Source organism: Tersicoccus sp. Bi-70 (assembly GCF_001968825.1).
Classification (GTDB): Bacteria; Actinomycetota; Actinomycetes; order Actinomycetales; family Micrococcaceae; genus Tersicoccus.
This window is the reverse complement of the sequence record NZ_MIEU01000016.1, coordinates 254412-273035: the sequence shown is the minus strand read 5'-3', so window position 1 is coordinate 273035 and position 18624 is coordinate 254412. Positions and strand designations below refer to the sequence as shown.

The following is an 18624-nucleotide window of genomic DNA, read 5'->3' as shown; positions in this document are numbered from 1 at the left end:
TGGGACGCGCCGGGTTCGACGGGTCTCGCCCGGCCGACGTGTCGCAGGGGGACAGACGTGAAGTTGCTCGCCGGGTTCCGGGGTCGTGCCGCGCGCCGACGCCGTGCTCTGGTGTCGACGCTGGTCCTCGCCGTCGTCACCGCCGTGCTCGTCACCGGTGCCGTCCTCTACCCGGGCTTCAAGACCGCGGACGTGGATCTGCACGACGGCGGCGTCTGGGTCACCAACTCCTCGAAGAACCTCGTGGGGCACCTGAACTACCAGTCCAAGCTGCTCGACGGCGGCGTCGTGGCCGGCAGCCCCGACTTCGACGTGCTGCAGGCCGGTGCACGGGTGCTGGTCAGCGACACGGGCCGGTCCGCGCTCACCCCGCTCGACCCCGCCGCCGTCACGCTCGGCGCGGACCAGAAGATCCCCGGCAACGCCCGCCTCTCCTTCGGCACCACGATCGTCGCCATCACCGACCCGCAGGCCGGGAAGGTGTGGGCCGTGCCCTCGGACCGGCTCGGCAGCTTCGACCCGGACGGCACCACTCCGATCGTCGAGAACGCGCGCGGCGTCGTCGCCGCCGTCGGGACCGACGACACCGTGCACGCCGCCGACGTCGCCGGGAAGAAGCTGCTGTCCCTGCACGTCGATGCGGACGGGAACGTCACCGACCGGCAGCAGGCCGAGCTGGGCGGCATCACCGCCGCCGACACGCTGCAGATCAGCGCGGTCGGGAGCCGGCCCGTCCTCTTCGACGCCGCCGCCGGCACCCTGTCCCTGCCCGGCGGCCGGACGGTCACCGTGCCCGACGGGCGCAACGGCAAGCTGCAGCTGCCCAGTGCCGGAGGAAGCGGCAGCGGTGGGGGAGCGGACACCGTCGTCGTCGCCACCAGCAAGGAGCTCGTCCGGCAGCCGCTCGACGGCGGGGAGCCCACCCGCGCCGCCAACGCCACCGCGGGCACGCCCACCGCCCCCGTCCAGCTCGCCGGGTGCATCCACGCCGCCTGGGCGGGCTCGGGCCAGTACGTGCGCGAGTGCGCGAACCCCGCCGACTCGATGCGCCGCGACATCCCGTCCCTGGCCGCCCGCGCGGACCTACAGTTCCGCGTCAACCGGGACGTGGTCGTGCTCAACGACATCGCCGCCGGCAACACGTGGCTGGTCCAGCAGGACATGGAGATGGTGAACAACTGGCAGGACATCATCCCGCCGCCCGACGTCGCCGACCAGGCGAAGGACGACTCCCACGACCAGTCCGTCGAGCGGGCCCTGCCGGACCGGACCAAGCCCAACCGTCCGCCGGTGGCCGCCAACGACTCGTTCGGCGTGCGGCCCGGCCGCACCACGACGCTGCCGATCATGGACAACGACTCCGACCCCGACGGCGACGTGCTCACCGCCTCCGTCGCCGGGAAGGGGCCGGACCTCGGCACCGTGCAGCCGATCTACGACAACACCGGCCTGCAGATCGCCGTCCCGGAGAACGCGCGCGGCACCGGCGTGTTCCGCTACGCGGCCTCCGACGGGCGCGGCAAGTCGGCGACCGCGACGGTGCGCGTGGCCGTGCGCGGACCGGACGAGAACGGCGCCCCACGCCCCAAGCGGCCCGCCGACCCGACCACCATCCCCGTGCAGCAGGGCAGGTCGGTCAGCCAGAACGTCCTCTCCGACTGGACCGACCCCGACGGGGACGACCTGTTCCTCGTCAGCGCGTCACCCACCAAGGACGGGGACCGGGTGCGGGCCCGGCCGGACGGGCTGCTCAGCTACCAGGACGTCGACAAGTCCTCCGGGAAGAAGACGGTCGCGATCGTCGTCTCCGACGGGCGGACCACGACCGAGGGCACGGTGATCATGGACGTGCGGCCCACGTCCGCGCTCGCCCCCGTCGCCACCCCGGACCACATCACGGTGCGTGCGGGGGAGTCCGCGACCGTCGCCCCGCTGAGGAACGACCTCGACCCCGCCGGCGGCACCCTGCGGATGCCCAAGGTCAACGCCGTGGCGGGCACCACCGTCACCCCGAACTACGACGCCGGCACGTTCACGTTCCGTGCCAACGCGCCCGGCACCTACTACCTCGAGTACCTGGCCAACAACGGGCCGAAGAGCACGGTGGGCCTCGTCCGCGCCGACGTCGTCCCCTCGACCGCCGAGGGCGGCCCGGTCGCGGTGCGGGACACCGCGCTGCTGCCGGCCCACCAGGACGTGCTCGTCGACGTGCTCGGCAACGACTCGGACCCGGCCGGCGGGGTGCTCGTCGTCCAGTCCGTCTCGGCGAGCGCGTCCTCGCCCGTCAGCGTCGCCATCGTCGACCACGGTGTGCTGCGCATCGCCGACGTCCGGGGCATCACCGCGCCGCTGACCGTGAAGTACACGATCTCCAACGGCACCCAGTCGGCCACCGGCGAGGTCAACGTCGTCCCCGTCGCCCCGCCCGCGAAGCTGCAGCCGCCCGAGGCCGCGCCGGACGAGGTGACCGTGCGGGTGGGCGACGTCGCGACCATCCCCGTGCTCGGCAACGACAAGCACCCGCAGAACGACACCCTCCACCTGGACCCGAAGCTCACCCAGATCCCCGATGCCGCCGCCGGCCGCACGTGGGTCTCCCAGGACACCGTCCGCTTCCTCGCCGGTGAGACGCCGGGCTCGTACCGGGCCATCTACAACGTCGTCGACAGCCGCGGCCAGAAGGACTCGGCGCAGGTCACCATCCACGTCAAGGCCCGCGACGACGAGCACAACGGCCGCCCGCAGCCGAGGAACCTGACCGCCCGCGTGCTCGCCGGCGGCACCATCCGCATCCCTGTGCCGCTGGACGGCGTGGACCCGGAGGGCGACTCCGTCCGCATCTCCGACGTGGACCGGGCGCCCGCGAAGGGCACCGCGATCCTCGGCGCCGACTACATCGACTACACGGCGGCCGGCAATGCGACCGGCACCGACTCCTTCACCTACGAGGTGCGGGACCGGCTCGGCGCCCGGGCCACCGCCTCGGTGCTGGTCGGGATCGCGCCGCCGACGAAGACCAACCAGGCACCCGTGCCCGTCGCCGACGCCGTCAGCGTCCGGCCCGGCCGGCAGGTGGCCGTTGACGCACTGCACAACGACAACGACCCCGACGGGGACCAGCTCGCCCTGATCGAGAACGGCCTCGAGGCGCCCGAGGGGGTGGCCGCGCACGTGCGCCGCGGCCAGGTGGTGCTCACCGCGCCGCGGACCGAGGGCCCCGTGGCCGTCCGCTACACCGTCCGCGACTCCCGCGGCGCGCGCGCCATCGGCACCATCCGCCTCGACGTCTCCGCGAGCGCCCCGCTGGTGGCGCCCATCGCCCAGGACGACCGGGTGGAGGTCGCCGAGACCATGGGCAAGAACACCGTCCAGGTGCCGGTGCTGGACAACGACGCCGACCCCGACGGCATCGCCGACGCGCTGGACGTGAGTTTCCCGGGGGCACCTGCGGGCGTCTCCTTCTCCGGGGGCCGGGCCACCGTGCCGCTGACCGAGACGGAGCAGCTCATTCCGTACACGGTCACCGACGTGGACGGGCAGACCGGATCCGCCCTGATCTGGGTGCCGGGCAGGGCCGACCAGTACCCGACCCTCGCCGACCGGAAGACCAGGCACGTGACCGCCGGGCAGCGGCTCGACATCGACCTGGCGAAGGCGGTGCGGGTGCGCGACGGCCGCTCCGTCCGCATCACGCAGGTCTCCGGGGTCAAGGCCATCGGCGCCGCCGGCGGGGACCTCGTCGCCGACGAGCACACCCTGCGCTACCAGGCGGCCGACGACTTCTACGGTCCCGGGTCCATCACGTTCGAGGTGACGGACGGGTCCGGCCCGGACGATCCGAACGGGCGCACCTCGACGCTGACGATCATGATCGACGTCAAGCCCAAACCCGCGCAGAACCACCCGCCGACGTTCGCGGGCGGCTCCATGACGGTCGCCGAGGCCGAGCCGGCCACCGAGTTCGATCTCGCCCCCGCGGCCGCGGACGTCGACGCCGGGGACCGCGAGCGGCTGCGCTACAGCCTCGACGGGGCCCGCCCGGAGAACCTCACCGTCAGCCTCGACGGCTCGCGCCTCAAGGTCGCCGCGAAGGACTCGGCGGTCAAGGACACCGCCGTGCCGATCCAGGTCTCCGTCACCGATGGCAAGTCCGAGCCCGTGACCGGCACCGTCACGGTCGCCGTCGTCTCCTCCTCCCGGCCCCTGGCCGTGGTCAACGACGACGTCGTCGCGGACGCGAAGGCCGGCAGCCCGACCACGGTGGACGTGCTCGCCAACGACGTCAGCCCCTTCCCGGGCACCCCGCTCTCCGTCGTCGACGCCGTGCGGGAGACGGGGCCCGGCACCGTCGCCGTCTCCGGATCGAGGATCACGGTCACGCCCGCGAAGGACGTGGCCGGGGTGATGGTGGTCCGCTACACCGTGGGGGACCGGACGAAGGACCCGGACCGGCAAGTGGACGGGGCCATCCGGCTGACCGTCAAGGCCCGGCCGGACGCACCGTCGACCCCGCGGGCCGCCGAGACCCGCAGCCACACGGTGGTGCTGAACTGGGCGCCGCCGAGCGACAACGGGTCCCCGATCACCGGGTACACCGTGACCGGGACCGGCGGCTTCCGGCAGCAGTGCGCCAGCACCACGTGCACCCTGGCCGGGCTCACCAACGACCGGCCCTACACGTTCGCCGTCACGGCGCGGAACGCGGTCGGCGAGTCCGACGCGTCGCCGACCTCCGGCGTCGCCCGCCCCGACCAGCGGCCCGACCAGCCGGCCGCGCCGCGGCTGAAGTTCGGCGACGCGCGGCTCGACGTCGCATGGACCCCGCCGCGCGTCGACGGCTCCCCGGTGAGCAGCTACGACCTCGAGCTCTCCCCGGCCCCGCCGAGCGGCGCCGTGCAGAAGACCGGCCTGACGTCCACCGCCACCACGTGGACCGGGCTGAACAACGGCACCGCGTACCAGGTGCGGGTCCGCGCCCACAACAAGGCCAAGGACCCGTCCGACTTCAGCGCGTTCTCCGCCTCCGAGGTGCCGGCGGGCAAGCCCGGCGCCCCGGCGTCGGTGACCACGCAGCGGGTGTCCTCGGTGGGCGGGCAGAACCAGATCGCCGTCTCGTGGTCCCCGGCGGCCCCCAACGGCGACCCGATCGAGACGTACACCCTGACGGTGCTGCGCGGCGGTTCGACGGTGCAGACCCTCGCCGTCAGCGGCGGCCGCACCACCCAGACGGTGACCGTGCCCAACGCCGAGGCGGACTACACGTTCCGCGTCGTCGCGAAGAACAAGGCCGGCACCGGGCCGGTCAGCGCCCCGTCCGCGCCGCGGCGCGCGTTCGGTGCACCGCAGGCGGTGTCCTCCGTCAAGCTCAGCCCCGCGAACACGGACACGACCGGCGGCCAGGTGCGCGTCGACTTCACGCCGCTGTCCGCCGCGCAACGCAACGGTGCGCAGGCCGGCGAGGTCAGCTACCGCTACTCGGCGAGCACCGGCCAGTCCGGCCCGATCCAGCCCGGCCAGGTGCTCGGCGGCTTCGCCAACGGGCGGGCCACCACGGTGACCGTCGTCGCCGACACCAGCGCCAACGGCGCCCGGTACGCCAGCCCCGGCCGCACCTCCAACAGCGTCCGGCCCTACGGCCGCCCCGGCACGCCGGCCACCTCGGGCAGCAACGGGACCCAGGACACCCGGTCCGACACGAGCCGGCACCGGGCGTCCGTGAGCTGGTCCCCGCCCGGCAACGCCGACGTCGAGCACCTGGAGCTGCGCGTCGACGGCGGCAGCTGGCAGAACGTCGGCGCGTCCGCGGGCAGCCGGTCCTTCGGCGACTACAGCGCGACCCACCGGGTCGACGTCCGCTCGATCAACTCCGTCGGCACGCCCGGCGCCGTCTCGACCACGACGGTGCGGACCGGGGCCAAGGCCCCGCCGCCCCCGCCGCCCGCGCCGACCCCGGAGCGGACGAGCGTGCGCGTGGAGAGGTCGACGGTCAACTCGTGCACCCAGGCGCCCGGCGAGCCCGACAACTTCAGCCCCAACCCGCCCACCTGTGACGGCCGGGTCGGCGGCACGCCGAACCCGAACGGCAAGTGGCTCTCGTACGTCGACGGAGCGGTCGACGTCGACCGGTGCGGCAGCCCCTTCAGCGGCGGCAGCACCGGGTGGTACCACATGACCAGCGGCCCGCTCTCCGGACGCTGGGTCAAGGCCATCACCGTCACGCACGAATCCGGCCCCGCCATCCGCTGCGGTTGACCCACCGCCTACCCACCCAGCCGGTCGGCCGATAGTCCATTCCGGATCCAGCGCCCACCCACCGAGCGGCCACCCACCGACCACTCACCGCCCACCGAAGGACACCGAAACGCCCATGAGCATGACCGCCGAGCAGGCCGAGTGGTTCGCCCAGACCGTCACCCGCCTCGTGGAGAACGTGGGGGAGGCGGTGCTCGGCAAGGAGCGCGTGATCCGGTTGACGGTGACCGCGCTGCTGGCCGAGGGGCACGTCCTGTTCGAGGACGCCCCGGGCACCGGCAAGACCTCCCTGGCGCGCGCCCTCGCCGCGACGGTGCAGGGCAGCCACTCGCGGATCCAGTTCACCCCGGACCTGCTGCCCGGCGACGTCACCGGCGTGACCATCTACGACCAGAAGACCCAGGCCTTCGAGTTCCACCGCGGCCCGGTGTTCGCGACCATCGTCCTGGCCGACGAGATCAACCGCGCCTCGCCGAAGACCCAGTCCGCGCTGCTGGAGGTGATGGAGGAGTCCCGGATCACCGTCGACGGCACCACGCACGACGTCGGCCGCCCGTTCCTCGTGCTCGCCACCCAGAACCCGATCGAGCAGGCCGGCACGTACCGGCTGCCCGAGGCGCAGCTGGACCGCTTCCTGATCAAGACGTCCATCGGCTACCCGGACACCGCCGCGACCGTGCGGCTGCTCTCCGGCGCCACCGTCCGGGACCGCTCGGCCTCCCTCGAACCGGTGATCACGACGAAGGCGCTGCGGGAGATGGCGGACCTGGCCACCACCGTCCACGTCGAGGACGCCGTCCTGGAGTACGTCGCCGTCCTCGCCGAGCGCACCCGCCAGGCGCCGCAGACCCGGCTCGGGGTGAGCGTGCGCGGAGCGCTGTCCATGGTCCGGGCCGCCAAGGTGTGGGCTGCTGCCGGCGGCCGGCCCTACGTGCTGCCCGACGACATCAAGGAGCTCGCCCCGGCCGTGTGGACCCACCGGTTCGTGCTCGACCCCGAGGCCGAGTTCTCCGGTGCCACCGCCGAGGACGTCCTCGCCGAGGTGCTGGCCGCGGTCCCGGCCCCGCAGCACCGGGCCGGCGTGCCCGGATGACGAGCCGCACGACCAGCCGCGGGTCCAGTCCGGCGACGGGCGCCTCCCGGGCGTCCAGCCGCACGACGACCCCGGCGACGGATGCCTCCCGGGCGGCGCGCTGGGGGGAGACAGCGCGGCGGGGTCTGACCCGGGGCGCGTCCCGCGTGACCGCGCACCCGCTGTACGGGCGTGCCCGCGGCCGTGCGCAGCGCGTCGGCCGGGTCACCGGCGGCCTCGTGCGCCGGCACGTGGTGCCCGCGGTCGGGGTCGTCGGCCCGCTCGGCCGGCTCGTCCTGGCCGCCGTCGTCGTGCTCGCCGTCCTCGGGCTGAGCCTGGGCTGGCAGGAGGCCGGCGTCGGCGCCATCTTCGGCACCCTGCTGCTGCTCGGCGCGGTCGGTTTCGTGCTCGGCCGGTCCGACTACGACGTCGACCTGGATCTGACGCGCACCCGGGTGGCCGTGGGAGACCGCGCGGTCGGCGCCGTCACGGTCGCCTCCGCCGCGACCCGGCCGCTGCGGCCCGCGTCCCTGGAGCTGCCCGTCGGCGCCGCGATCGCCTCCTTCTACCTGCCACGGCTCGAGCCCGGCCAGTCCTACGAGGACCTCTTCACCATCCCCACCACCCGCCGCACGGTGCTGACCATCGGCCCGGTGCGCTCCGTGCGCGCGGACCCGCTGCACCTGCTGCGCCGCGAGGTGATGTGGACGGAGCCCGTCGAGCTGTTCGTGCACCCGCGCACCGTCGCGCTCGGCGCCTCCACCCCGGGCTTCATCCGGGACCTGGAGGGGCTGCCCACCCACGACCTGGCGAACACCGACGTCTCCTTCCACGCCCTGCGCGAGTACCAGCCGGGGGATGACCGCCGGCACATCCACTGGCGTTCCACCGCGCGCACCGGCACGCTGATGGTCCGCCAGTTCGAGCAGACCCGCCGCTCGCACATCGGCATCGGCCTGTCCACCGAGGCGAGCGAGTACGACGGCGAGGCGGACCTCGAGCTGGCGATCTCCGTGGCCGCCTCGATCGGTCTGCAGGCCGCCCGGGAGCAGCGCAACCTCGACGTCATCACCTCCTCCGGGCCGCTGCGCACCCGCACGGGCCGTGCCCTGCTCGACGACGCCACCCGGCTCACCGGCACCACCGGCATGGCCGCTGTCGACCTGGCCCGCACCACCGCGGAGACGCTGCCCAACGCGTCGGTCATCTTCTTCGTCGTCGGGATGCACGTCTCCGCCGCGGACCTGCGCCGCGCCGCCGCGTGGGTGCCCGTCGGCATCCGCACCCTCGCCATCCGCTGCGGCACCGGCGCCCCCGCCGCGCGCGCGACCATCGGCGACCTCGTGGTGCTGACCATCGGCTCCCTCGACGAGCTCGGCTCCGTGCTGCGGCGGGCGGCCGCATGAGCACGCCACCGCGGAACTTGCCGGGCACCTCGGCGGGCCTGCGCTCCCGTCTTCTCCGGTCCCGTCTCGTCCGCTCCCGTCTTCTCCGCTCCCGCGACCTGCAGTCCCGCGCGCTCGACGTCGTCGCGCTCGGTGCCCTGCTGTGGCTCGGCGCGCTCGGCTTCCAGACCAGCTTCGGCGCCCAGCCGCGGTTCTTCGTCGCGGTCGCCGGGGCCATCGTGCTCGGGCTGGCCATCGCCGCCGCGGGTGCCCGGTGGCGGCTCGGCGAGCTGTGGGTCGTGGGCCTGGCCGTCGTCGCCTACCTCGTGGCCGGGCCGGCGCTGGCCGCCCCCGCCGAGGCAGGGGCAGGGGTGCTGCCGACCCTGGAGGCGTGGCGGGTCCTCGTCTTCGGCGTCGTCCAGTCGTGGAAGGACTTCCTCACGGTGGCCCCGCCCGTCGGCGTCGCCCGCGGCATGCTGATCGTGCCGTTCCTGTGCGTGTACGTCGGCGCGATCGTGGCCGGCACCCTGGCCTGGCGGGTGCGGCACGCCGCCTGGGCGCTGCTGCCGGTGACCGCCGTGCTGGTCGCCGGTGCCGCGCTCGGCGCGGACACCACCGCCCTGCCGGTGCTGCGCGGCGTCGCCGTCGTGCTCGTCGCCGTCGCGTGGCTGGCCTGGCGGCTGGAGACCGGCCGCCGCAGCGCCGCCGCGACCGTCACCGCCGCGGGCTCGACGCCGGTGTCCACCCCCGAGCCCGGCCTGCCCGGTGCGGTCGCCCGGCTCGGCCGCCGGCGCCGGCTGCTCGGCGGCGTCGCCGTCCTGACCGGGGCCGCCCTGCTGACCGCCCTGATCGCTCCCGTCCTCGCGCCCGCCGGGGACCGCGCCGTCGTCCGCGACGCCCTCGTGCCGCCGCTGGACCTGCACCAGTACCCGAGCCCGCTGATGAGCTTCCGGCAGTACGTCAAGGACCGCAAGGACGACGTACTGTTCACCGTCCAGGGGCTGCCGAAGGGCGAGCGGGTGCGGCTCGCCGCGATGGACGCCTACAACGGGGTCGTCTACAACGTCGACGACGCGTCCTCGGGCGCGTTCGCCCCGGTCGGCGACACCGGCACGCTCGCCGTCGCGAGCCCGGGCGCGGGCGACGGCCGGCACGCGTCCGTCCGCTTCACCATCGACGACTTCGCGTCGCCGTGGCTGCCTGCCAGCGGCCGGATCCGGGGCGCCGCCTTCACCGGGGCGCGCGGCACCGGGATCGGTGATTCCCTGTTCTACAACGCCGACGCCGAGACGGCGCTGACCACCAGCGGCGTGCAGCGGGGCGACAGCTACTCGCTCGACGTCGAGTACCCCGAGACGTACAGCCACGACCAGCTCGCCCCGCTCGGCTTCGCCGACGTCGCCCTGCCGGACCCGTCCAACGTGCCCGAGGCCGTCGCCTCCCGGGCCGGGGACCTGGCCGGCACCGAGACCGCCGCCGTGGATCGGGTCCGCAGCCTCGAGCAGGGCCTCGCGAAGTACGGCTACTTCAGCCACGGGCTGGAGGGGCAGACCCGGTCCCTGTCGGGGCACGGCGCGGCGCGCATCGAGGGGCTGCTCGGGGCGAAGACGATGGTCGGGGACGACGAGCAGTACGCCGTCGCGATGGCGCTGATGGCCCGCAACCTCGGCATCCCCGCCCGCGTCGTGATGGGCTTCGCCCCGGACTGGTCGGCGGTCAAGGACCCCACGGCGCCGGTCCGGATCACCGGCGACGACGTGCACGCCTGGGTCGAGGTGAAGTTCGAGCGTGCCGGGTGGGTGCCGTTCAACCCGACCCCGGAGGAGAACAAGGAGCCGCTCCCGCCGCCCAAGCAGCCGCTCGCCAAACCGAAGCCGCAGGTGCTCCAGCCTCCGCCACCGCCGCAGGAGCCGGCCGAGGTGCCGCCGGAGTCCGACCCGGATGCCCTGAACACGGACGAGAACAAGGAGAACGCCCGGCAGGACTGGGGCCCGGTGCTCGCGATCGGGCTGACCGTCGGCATCCCCCTCGTCGTGATCCTGACGCCGCTGCTGGTGATCGCGGCGCTGAAGGGACGCCGATACCGGCGTCGCCGCCGCGACGGCGCGCCCGTGCAGCGGATCAGCGGCGGGTGGAGCGAGGTGCTCAGCCTGGCCGCGGACCTCGGCACCCGTGTCCCCGCCGGAGCCACCCGGCGCGAGCACGCGGCCACCGTCGCCGGCGCGTTCCCCTTCGCCGCGGGCGGCACGACGACGCTCGCCCGCCGGGCGGACGCGGCCGTGTTCGCCGGCGGGGAGCCGACCGAGGAGCAGATCGCCGCCTACTGGAGCGGCGTCGACGCCTCCCTGGCCGGGATCCGGGGCTCCGTCTCCCGCGGCCGGCGCTGGAGGGCCCGGTTCTCGCTGCGCTCGCTGCGTGCGGAGCGTGCCGAGCGCAGGAGACAGCAGCGGGCCGAACGACGCCGTCGGGCTCAGCAGCGGCGGGCCCAGCGGGGGAGCACGGCCGCACCGATGCGGAAGGACCGGCCGACACCGCGCGCCACGGACACGGCCGCGCCGCGATCCCCGGCTAGGATGACGGACGATGAGTGAGACCACCACGGCCGAGGGCGCCGACGGCACCGTGCGCATCGTCTCCGGCTTCACGACGGATCGTGGCCTGCGGCGAGAACTGAACGAGGACTCGCTGATCGTCACCGACACCCTGTTCGCCGTGGCGGACGGGATGGGCGGCCACGAGGCCGGCGAGGTGGCCAGCGGCGTCTGCGTGCGCACACTCGGCGAGTCCGAGCTGCTGAGCGGTTCCGGAGCGATGGGCTCCGAGCGCGAGATCACCGCTGCGCAGGTGCAGGAGCTGCTCGAGCGCGCCGATGCGGCGATCCGGGAGGAGACCGACTCCCGCGCCGGCACGACCCTGACCGGCGTCGTGCTCACCCGCGAGGCCGGCCGCCCGTACTGGCTGTTCTTCAACGTCGGGGACTCCCGCAGCTACCGCCTGTACCAGCACCGGCTGCGGCAGATCAGCGTCGACCACTCCGAGGTGCAGGAGCTCGTCGATCTCGGGCACATCACGCCCGAGGAGGCGCTCGTCCACCCGCGGCGTCACGTCGTCACCCGCGCGCTCGGCACCGGCGTCGACATCGCCGCCGACTTCTGGCTGCTGCCGGTCGAACCCGGTGAGCGGATCCTGCTCTGCTCCGACGGGCTCACCGTCGAGGTGCCGGACGACGCGATCGGCCGGGTGCTCGACGCCGTCGCCGACCCGCAGACCGCCGCCGACGCCCTCGTGCAGGCCGCAGTCGCCAACGGGGGCCGGGACAATGTCACCGTCGTCGTGATCGACGCCGTGGGCGGGTCGGACGGCGAGGACGAGGCGCACACGACGGCGCCGCGCCCGCACGACGACGAGGACACCCTGCCGCGACGGGCCGCCACCGGGTCGACCGCGGTGCCGCCGCCGGCGGACAGCACGTCCGCGTCGGCCTCCGGGGACCGTCCGGGCCCGTGACCGCGGCGCGCTACCGCTCCGGCGACTGGACGCTCCTGGCCCAGCTGCCGCCCGCCGATGCCGATGCCGACGCCGGAGCCGTGGTGCTGCTGCCCCCGGGCACCCCGGCGGAGACGATCGACCGCGTCTGGGACGCCCTCGCCGTCGACTCCGGGACCGGCGGACTGCCCGTCGGTGACCCCACCTCGATCGGCGCCTTCGCCGGTGCCGTGCTCGGCGCGGCCGACGGGATCGTGCTGCGGGTGGCGGGCCGCACCGTGACCCCCGCCGTCCGCGGCGCCGGTTCCGTCACCGTCCTCACCGACGGCGGCGACGGTGAGCGGCGGTTCGTCGACGGCGACGACTCCGCGGTGGTCGCGGACGTGCGGTCCGTGACCGTTCTGACCGGCCCGCTTGCCCCGCGTGCGGACGACGGCGCCGCCGTCTGGTTGCCGCTTCGGGCCGGCATCGTCACCGCCGCGGAACTGCGGTTCGCGCCGGCACCGGCACCAGCGCAAGCCCCGGCACAGCCTCCGGCACCGGCGACGCCGTCCGTCGACGCCGCCGCGGAGCCCGCCTCCGCCGTGATCCCGCCCGCGCCGTCGAACGCCCCGACCATCGGAGCCGTGCGGGCCGCCGACGAACAGCCCGCCGCTGAACCGCCCATCAGCGAGCAGCCCGCCACCGCGTTGCCTGCCGCTGAGCAGCCCGCCGAACAGCCCACCGACCGACCCACCACCGGGCCGCTCGTCCTCGCCCGCGTGTGCCCGGAGGGACACGCGAATCCGCCGGCCACCCGCGACTGCGGCCGGTGTGGCCGTGCCCTGACCGGTGACCCGCGCCGCGTCCCCCGGCCGTCGCTGGGCACCCTGACCGTGTCCGACGGCCGTCGCCTCGAACTGGACCGCCCGCTCGTCGTCGGTCGCCAGCCCGCCGTCACGCGCGGTGCCGGCGCCGACATGCCGCGCATCGTCACCGTCCCCAGCCCGCACGGCGACATCTCCCGCTCCCACGTGCGCGTGCGGCTGGACGGCTGGCACGTGCTGCTCGACGACCTCGAGTCCACCAACGGCACCCTCCTGCGCCGACCCGGGCAGCCGCCGCGTCGGCTCGGTCGCGGGGAGTCGACGATGCTGCTCGACGGCGACGCGATCGATCTGGGCGACGGCATCGGTCTGACGTTCGAGGCACGGCCGTGAGCACCCGCCGCGCCGCGCCGCCGCCGGAGATCCCCGGCTTCCGCTACGTCGACGTCCTCGGGTCGGGCGGCTTCTCCGACGTCTACCTGTACGAGCAGGAGCGTCCGCGGCGCCGGGTCGCGATCAAGGTGCAGCTGGCGGACCTGCGCACCGCCGACGCCCGCGCGGCGTTCGAGCGCGAGGCGGACCTGATGGCTCAGGTCTCCACGCACCCCTACATCGTCACCATCTACGAGGCGGACGTGACGGCCGCCGGGCACTCCTACCTCGCCATGGAGTACTGCTCGCGGCCGAGCCTGAACGTGCGGGCCCGGCAGTCGCCGCTCGCGGTCAGCGATGTCCTCGCCATCGGCATCCAGGTCGCCTCCGCCGTCGAGACCGCGCACCGCGCCGGCATCGTGCACCGCGACATCAAGCCCGCCAACATCTTGGTCACCGACTACAACCGGCCCGCCCTGACCGACTTCGGCATCTCCGGGACCGTGGACGCGGTGGCCGAGACCGACGCCGGGATGTCCATCCCGTGGTCCCCGCCCGAGGCGTTCGACGGCGGCGCGACCGACGGCGTGCGGCTGGACGTGTGGGGCCTGGCCGCGACGCTGTACACCCTGCTCGCCGGCCGCTCGCCCTTCGCGGTGACCGGCGGCAACAACGCGCAGGCCGAGGTGATCCGGCGGATCACGTCGACGCCGCTGCCGCCGATCGGCCGTGAGGATGTACCCGGCTCGCTCGAGCGCGTGCTCGCCACGGCGATGGCGAAGGACCCGCTCGCCCGGTACCCCAGCGCACAGGCGCTCGCCTACGACCTGCAGCGGATCCAGGCTGAGCTCTCCCTCGCGGTGACCCCGTTCGAGGTGCTCGCCGAGCCCACGGTCGGAGCCGCCGACGACGGCGACGGGGAGGCGACGCGGGTCCGCGGTGTCGTCTCGATCGACCCGGACGGCACCACGAGCGCCCGCACGGCCGACGGCGCCGGGCCCGAGCGGGTCGAGGTGCGCCGCCGGCCGGCGACCCCGGCCCGTCCCGCGCCGGCTGCTCCCGGCGCCGACCGCAGCGCCGTCTCGGGCGCCCATCGCGGGCGCGTCACCGGCACCCCCGACGACGAGCACACGGTCGTGCGGCCCGGTCGGCCCGGTCGGCCCGTGTCGGACGACCCGGACGGCAGCGGTCCCGAACGGCGTGAGGCCGACCGACGCGAGTCCGACCGTCGTGAGACGGGGGACGAACGCGCGGACACCGGTCGCGCCGACTCCGGTGGCCCCGGCACCGGTGGCCCCGGCACCGGTGGCCCCGGCACCGCGACCGGTGCGACGCCGGCGTCCGGACCGCTGATCAGCCGCGTTCCCGGTGTCGCCGCCGGAACGGCCGCGTCGACCGCGTCCGTCCCCGGCACGGGAACCGCAGCCGGAACGGGTGCCGCTCCGGCCCGTCCGGACGAGCAGACCCCGGAACACGAGGCGACGCCGACGGCCCCACGCCGGCGCGGGCGGCTCGTCGCACTGGCCGTGCTCGCCCTGGCGATCGTCGTCGCCGGCGTCGTCGTGGTCGTCTCCGTGATCAACGGCCCCGCCCCGACGGCGACGACCCGCAGCGCCCCCGCGCTCTCGCCGAGCCCGGCGGACCCCCTGATCTACGGCACCGTGCCCACCCCGGCCGGCCTGAAGGGCGTGCCCGGGACGGGTGGCATCGTGTTCACGTGGCGCAATCCGCAGCCGCTCGCGGGGGACTCCTACATGGTCCGCCGCTACACGGCCACCGACTTCTCGGCCGACCCGGTGCGGGTGGGGGCGCTGCGCGTCGTCGTGCCGCGACCGGCCAGGGGCCAGACGTGCCTCGAGGTCTCCATCCGGCGTGAGAGCGGCCGCGGCTCCGAGACGCCCGCGCGTGCGTGCTGGGCGCCATGACGACGCGCACCGCCCCCTTCCACGTGACGACCCCGACGACCCCGACGGAGATGACCCGATGAACGCGGCGACCACCACCACCGCGGACGCGGCAGCCCCGGCCCGCCGGCTGGTCAACGCGTCCGCCGGCAAACGGCTCGTGGCCCGGCTGATCGACGCGCTCCTGCTGGTGGTCGTCGGTGCGGTCACGGCCGTGATCGCGGGGGCGCAGGGTCCGGACGGCGCCGTCGCGCCCGTCGTGATCGCCGGCTCCGCCGTCGCCGTCCTCGTCCTGCTGGTGCAGTGGTGGTGGGAGGCGACGCGCGGGCGGACCGTCGGCGGCGTGACCGTCGGCATCCGCACGGTCGACGCGCGGGAGGCCGCCCCGGGCTGGTGGCGGGTGCTGCTCCGGACGGCGATCGTCGTCGTCGCCGGGATCGTGCCGGTCATCGGGCCGCTGCTCGTCACCGTGTCCAGTGTCTGGGACCGCGACCGTCGTCGGCAGGGCTGGCACGACAAGGCCGCCGGCACCTGGGTGGTCGACGCGAGCCTCGGCCGGGATCCGCTGCCGGCCGGGGGGCAGGACGCTGCGCCGGTGCGCCGGTCCCGTCGAACGGCAACGGCAACGGCACCGGCGTCGGCTCAGGCATCGGCTCCGGTGGAGGGTCGGGCCGACGCCGTGAACGCGCCGGGGACTCCGGGCGGAGCCGTCGCCGGGGCGTCGTCCGCGTCGTCGGCCATGACACCGGCAGCAAGCGCGGCGCCGGCGACCGCGTCGTCGTCGGCACAGGCACCGGCTCCGTCTGCCTCTATCGCGCCGGCACCCGGCGCAGTTCCCGCGGCGCCGGCTCCGTCGCACGTGCCCGGGTCGCCGGCAGCGTCGGTGTCCGAGGCTCCGGCCGGGCTGGACGACGACCTCGAGCAGACCCGCATGACCCGGCCGCGCTCGACGGCCTGGCGGCTGGCCTTCGACGACGGCAGTGCCCTGACCCTGCGTGGGGAGGCGCTGGTCGGCCGCAACCCGGTCAACACGCCGGAGGAGCCGGACGTCCTGCTCGTCAATCTCCCGGACCCCGGCCGCAGCATCTCCAAGACGCACGCGCACCTGTCCGCGCACGCCGACGGGGTGTGGGTCACGGACCGGCGTTCCACCAACGGCACGGCCGTGACGCCGCCGAGCGGTGACCGTGCCGCGGTCGAGCCCGGGGTGCCCGTCCTCGCGGTCGACGGTGCGCTGGTTCACCTGGGCGACCGGACGATCGCGGTGACGCGGACGTGACCGAGACGCGTCCGGCCGAGCCTCGCACGGTCGATTCCGATGCGGCTGGTTCGCCTGGATCTGGTGCGCCTGGTTCTGCCGAGCATCGGGACCCCGCGGTCGCGTACACGCCGGGCGCGTCGACGCTCATCGTTCACGGGCGCACCGTGGTCGTGCTGCCCGGCGATGCCGCCGCCATCGCCGGCGGGGTGTGGGACGGACTGCAGCACGCCGCCGAGCTGGCCGGGGTTCTCTCGGCCGTGCAGGCCGGTGCGGGGTCGGGGACGCGGACGGACCTGCTGGCGCTGCCCGCGTTCGCGGTCCTGCGGTTCGACGACGACGCCGTGCGGATGCTGGTGCGCGGTGCCGTGACGGTCCGGCGCGAGCAGGGGGATGCCGTGCAGGCTCCGGTGGGCGACGACGACGTGGTCTCGGGTGCCGACGCCCTGACCTGGACGGAACGCAGGCTGCCCCGCGGCGGCCGATTCACGATCGAACCGTTCGAGGGCGCAGACGGATCTGTCGGAAATGGTGAGTCCGGAACCGAGGTGTCCTCCGCTGCGGAGCGTTCGAATGACGCGCTCCAGTCCGCCGGCGTTGCCCGAGCGACCAGCGAGGCAGAGTGGCACCTGCTGGTCGACGGCGCCGCGCTCGCCGGGGCCGTCCGTGTCAACGACGTGACCCACGCACCCGGGCACACCGACCGAGCGGAGCCGGAGCAGGCGGCGGCGTCCGAGACCGACCGGCCTGTCGTGGCCGAGCCGCAGACGAATGCGGGACGAGCGACCGTGACGGATCCCGCGCAGGCGGGCGTAACTGAACCGGACCGGCCGGTCGTGGCCGAGCCGGAGGCAGACGCGAGACGGGCGGCCGTGACGGATCTCGAGCAGGTGGTCGCGCCCGAGCCGGAACAGGCGTCCTGGTCCGGCGAGCTGGTGTCGGGGGAGACGATCATGGCCCCGCCGACGGGCGAGCAACCGCAGGTCTCGGCCGCTCGGTCGGCGACAGGGGCCGAGCCGACACCCGAGGGAGAGCTGCACCCGGCGACCGCACCGACCCCGACATCGGCGGACGAGCCGGCATCCGAGTCGACTCGAACTCCTGAGCCAGGACCGACGACGCAGCCGAGCCCGACGACGCAGCCGACCCCCGCGTCGGCGTCCGAGCCGCAACCCGAGCCCGACAGCGACCCCCCGGCGGACCGACCGTCCGCAGCGGACACCGCTGATACACGCGACGGTGACGGCACGCCCGCCGCTGACGCCGTCACCCCCGTGGCCGTCCCGCGCCCGCGGAGTCTGATCGACGCGGTGCCCTGGCGACTGGACGAGAACCGATTCGCGGCGACTCCCTCGTCGGCGTCACCCGGCACCGCGAACCCCGGCCCGACATCGTCGGCCAGTACCGCTCCGTCAGCTGGCACCGCTCCGTCCGCTGCCGGTACCGCGGACTCAGCGGGCGTCGCTCCGTCCGCCTCGTCGGCATCCGCACCGACGCCCGAGCCGCGGCGTGCACCGTTCCCCCGATCGGCGACCGCCGCGGCCAGCACCGCCACCCCGACAACGGCCGCCTCCGCGTCGGCCGCTGCATCGTCGGCCGCGTCGTCCGCGTCGCCCGCGCCGGCCGCGTCGGCCGCGTCGGCGGAGGACCACGACGGACTGACCCTCACGGGCGCCGAACAGCAGGCGCTGCGCACCGCGAGCCGGCGTCCACCGGGCGGTCCACGCGCGATCTTCGCCACCGGCGACGTGATCCCGCTCGACGGCATCACCGTCCTCGGCCGCCGTCCGGCGCTGCCCGCCGGCGCCGACCCCGCCGGCGTCCGTCTCGTCACCGTGCCGAGCCCCCAGTCGGACGTCTCACGGTCACACCTGCGGATCGAACGGCTCGCCGACGGCTGGCACGCGACGGACCTTCACTCGACCAACGGCACCGTGCTCACCCACCCGGGCGAACCGGCTCGGCGCCTGCAGGACGGGGCGTCGTTGCCGCTGCGGTCCGGGGACGGCATCGATCTCGGCGACGGCGTGACGGCCGTACTGGAGGACCTCGCATGACCGCTGCCGCACCACGCCGGAGGGGGTGCCGG

9 protein-coding genes are annotated in these 18624 nt (G+C 74.9%); all 9 read left to right on the top strand.

The features are described from left to right. Window positions 1-57: 57 nt before the first annotated feature. Window positions 58-6252 (top strand): Ig-like domain-containing protein, encoded by a 6195-nt coding sequence (locus BGP79_RS13835; RefSeq protein WP_143588430.1) that lies wholly within the window; start codon window positions 58-60, stop codon window positions 6250-6252. Window positions 6253-6367: 115 nt separating this feature from the next. Next, window positions 6368-7345 carry a MoxR family ATPase gene (locus BGP79_RS13830; RefSeq protein WP_076696463.1) on the top strand — a complete coding sequence of 326 codons (978 nt, stop codon included), beginning with the start codon at window positions 6368-6370 and terminating at the stop codon, window positions 7343-7345. Further along, entirely contained in the window at window positions 7342-8730 is a 1389-nt protein-coding gene (locus BGP79_RS13825) for a DUF58 domain-containing protein (protein WP_076696461.1), read from the top strand. The genes BGP79_RS13830 and BGP79_RS13825 overlap by 4 nt, the downstream gene beginning before the upstream one ends. After that, on the top strand, window positions 8727-11300 hold the full coding sequence (locus BGP79_RS13820) for a transglutaminase domain-containing protein (protein WP_076696459.1): 2574 nt from the start codon (window positions 8727-8729) through the stop codon (window positions 11298-11300). Before BGP79_RS13825 ends, BGP79_RS13820 begins: the two co-directional genes overlap by 4 nt. After that, the gene (locus BGP79_RS13815; RefSeq protein WP_076696457.1) at window positions 11293-12216 is read left to right on the top strand and encodes a PP2C family serine/threonine-protein phosphatase; all 924 of its coding nucleotides are present in this window, start codon (window positions 11293-11295) and stop codon (window positions 12214-12216) included. Before BGP79_RS13820 ends, BGP79_RS13815 begins: the two co-directional genes overlap by 8 nt. Next, complete coding sequence (locus tag BGP79_RS13810) at window positions 12213-13394, top strand: FHA domain-containing protein (protein WP_076696455.1); 1182 nt, start codon at window positions 12213-12215, stop codon at window positions 13392-13394. Before BGP79_RS13815 ends, BGP79_RS13810 begins: the two co-directional genes overlap by 4 nt. Next, a complete protein-coding gene (locus BGP79_RS13805) occupies window positions 13391-15298 on the top strand; it encodes a serine/threonine-protein kinase (protein ID WP_076696453.1) in 1908 nt (635 codons plus the stop codon). The genes BGP79_RS13810 and BGP79_RS13805 overlap by 4 nt, the downstream gene beginning before the upstream one ends. Window positions 15299-15356: 58 nt before the next feature. Next, the gene (locus BGP79_RS13800; protein WP_076696451.1) at window positions 15357-16556 is read left to right on the top strand and encodes an RDD family protein; all 1200 of its coding nucleotides are present in this window, start codon (window positions 15357-15359) and stop codon (window positions 16554-16556) included. Window positions 16557-16702: 146 nt separating this feature from the next. Further along, the gene (locus tag BGP79_RS13795) at window positions 16703-18592 is read left to right on the top strand and encodes an FHA domain-containing protein (protein ID WP_076696449.1); all 1890 of its coding nucleotides are present in this window, start codon (window positions 16703-16705) and stop codon (window positions 18590-18592) included. Window positions 18593-18624: the final 32 nt, after the last annotated feature.

Bases quoted from the DNA above. Each gene is read 5' to 3' on its own strand.
- BGP79_RS13830 (WP_076696463.1), top strand. From the start codon at position 6,368: ATGAGCATGACCGCCGAGCAGGCCGAGTGGTTCGCCCAGACCGTCACC.
- BGP79_RS13825 (WP_076696461.1), top strand. From the start codon at position 7,342: ATGACGAGCCGCACGACCAGCCGCGGGTCCAGTCCGGCGACGGGCGCC.
- BGP79_RS13820 (WP_076696459.1), top strand. From the start codon at position 8,727: ATGAGCACGCCACCGCGGAACTTGCCGGGCACCTCGGCGGGCCTGCGC.
- BGP79_RS13815 (WP_076696457.1), top strand. From the start codon at position 11,293: ATGAGTGAGACCACCACGGCCGAGGGCGCCGACGGCACCGTGCGCATC.
- BGP79_RS13800 (WP_076696451.1), top strand. From the start codon at position 15,357: ATGAACGCGGCGACCACCACCACCGCGGACGCGGCAGCCCCGGCCCGC.